General features: G+C 68.9%; 1 protein-coding gene. It reads left to right on the top strand.

Annotated elements, in window-relative coordinates:
- Window positions 1-15 precede the first annotated feature (15 nt).
- On the top strand, window positions 16-2,591 hold a 2,576-nt coding region (locus AB0G02_RS34865; RefSeq protein WP_360803090.1), incomplete at its 3' end, for a DNA gyrase subunit A.

The following is a 2,591-nucleotide window of genomic DNA, read 5'->3' as shown; positions in this document are numbered from 1 at the left end:
GCCGCCGCGCTCGCCGTGGCGCTGCTGCGCTGGACCGGCGTCGGCCCGCGCCAGGACGGTCTCGTGCAGGTGATCCGCGCCGCCAGGAACGCCGCCGACCAGCCGTTCCCGCACGTCGTGTCGGTCGAGCCGGTCGCACCGGACACCACGTTCGACCTCCAGGTCGCGAGCCCCGAGCACGCGTTCGTGGTCGGCGGTTTCGTGGTGCACAACTGCATGGGCAAGTACCACCCCCACGGCGACACCGCGATCTACGACGCGATGGTCCGCCTGGCCCAGGACTTCTCCCTGAACACCCCGCTGGTCGACGGGCACGGGAACTTCGGATCCCCGGACGACGGCCCGGCCGCCTCGCGGTACTGCTTGGTGGGTGACACCCGGATTCGGCTGGCCGACGGCAGCAGCCCGCGGATCGCGGACCTGGTGAACCTCCCCGCCGATTCCGAGGCGGACGCGGATTTCGAGGTGTTGGACAAGGACGGCAAGGCGGTCCGGGTCGACAAGGTCTTCAACTCGGGCGTCCACCCGACGATCCGGATGACCACCAAGTCCGGGTTCTCGGTGCGCGGTAGTGAGAACCACCTCGTGCTGTGCCTCGAAGCGCCGATGGGCGTGCCGATCTTCCAGTGGCGCCGGTTGGACGAGATCAAGCCCGGCGCCGTGGTGGCGGTCGCGCGCAACGCCTGGTCACAGGTGGTGCCGACCGCCCAGGAGTACGTGCTCGGCGTGCTCGGGGGCGCGTGGGTGTCGGAGGGCTTCGCCAGTGAGACGCGTGCGGGCTTCAGCAACACCGACGAGCACTTCTTCTCCGAGGTGCTGCACGCGTACGACCAGGTGGTCGGGGGCAAGCGCTACGTCTCGGAGCGGCAGACCCGTCGGGACCGCAAGCTGATCTGCGAACTCGACGTGCAGGACTACGCCGGGGGCATGGAGGCGTTCCGGAACAGCCCGCTCGCGGAGTTCATCGGTCACCAGGCGCGGGACAAGTTCGTTCCCGAGTTCGTCTGGAACGGCGGTTGGGGTGTCAAGCGCGCATTCCTCATGGCCGCGTTCGAAGGCGACGGCGGGTGCCGTGAGGCGGACCAGGGGTTCACGGTCCAGTACAGCACCTACAGCCCAGGGCTGGCCGCGCAGCTGCAGGAACTGCTGGCCGAGTTCGGCGTGATCGCCGTGCACCGGTCGTACCGACGCCCCAACGGCTCGGTGGAACACCGCTTGGTCGTGTCGGGCCTGCGCAACGTCCGGGCCTTCGCCGAACGGGTCGGTTTCCTGAAGACCAAGCAGGCGCGGTTGAGCGCCCTGCTCCGCCGTTCTCCGCTGCGAGCGCACCGCCTGAGCGCCGACAGCGTCCCGTTCGTGGCCGACTACGTCCGCGGCGCGCTCGACTTCGACCGCCGGGGCAGCGGCCGCACGTGGCTGACCCACCACAACTTCGACCGCGTCGAGCGGTGGGAGACCGAGCGACTGCGGATCATCGACCGGATCAAGGACACCGAGGTCCTGTCCACGATCCTGCCGATCATGGACTCGGGCTACCGCTTCGAGGCGGTGACCGGGGTGGAGGCGTGCGAACCGGCCGAGGTCTACTCGGTGCGGGTCGAGTCCGAGGACCACTCGTTCCTCGCGGGCGGGTTCGTCAACCACAACACCGAGGCCCGGATGTCGCCGGCGGCGATGTTGCTGGTCGGTGAGCTGGACGAGGAGACGGTCGACTTCCGGCCCAACTACGACGGTTCGCTGCAGGAGCCGACGGTGCTGCCGGCGGCGTTCCCGAACCTGCTGGTCAACGGCACGTCGGGGATCGCGGTCGGGATGGCGACGAACATGATCCCGCACAACCTGGGCGAGGTCGTGGCGGCGGCGCGGTACCTGGTGACGCACCCCGAGGCGTCGCTGGACAAGCTGATGGAGTTCATCCCGGGACCGGACCTGCCCACCGGTGGCGTGCTGCTGGGGCTGGACGAGGTGCGCAAGGCGTACGAGACCGGGCGCGGCGTGGTGCGGATGCGCGCCAAGGTCGAGACCGGGCTGCTGGAGGGCAGCCGGGGTCGACAGGCGATCACGGTGACCGAGCTGCCCTACGGCGTCGGCCCGGAGAAGATCATCGAGAAGATCACCGACGAGGTGACGAAGTCCAAGCGGTTGACCGGCATCTCCGACGTCAAGGACCTGACCGACCGCGAGAACGGCACCCGCGTGGTGATCGAGTGCAAGGTCGGGGTGAACCCGCAGGCGTTGCTGGCCGACCTGTACCGGTTGACGCCGATGGAGCAGTCGTTCGGCATCAACAACCTGGTCCTGGTGGAGGGCCAGCCGCGCACGCTCGGGCTCAAGGCGCTGCTGGAGGTGTTCCTGCAGCACCGCTACGAGGTCGTCACGCGGCGCACCAGGTACCGGCGGCGCAAGCGCGAGGACCGGTTGCACCTGGTCGAGGGCCTGCTGCGGGCGTTGCTGGACATCGACAAGGTCATCAAGCTCATCCGGGGCAGCGAGAACGCCGCCGACGCGAAGGAGGGCTTGATGAAGCGGTTCAAGCTCTCCGAGATCCAGGCGTCCTACATCCTCGACACGCCGTTGCGCCGGTTGACCCG

This window comes from Actinosynnema sp. NPDC023658, from assembly GCF_040639995.1.
Classification (GTDB): Bacteria; Actinomycetota; Actinomycetes; order Mycobacteriales; family Pseudonocardiaceae; genus Actinosynnema.
This window is presented reverse-complemented; position numbering and strand designations above follow the sequence as displayed.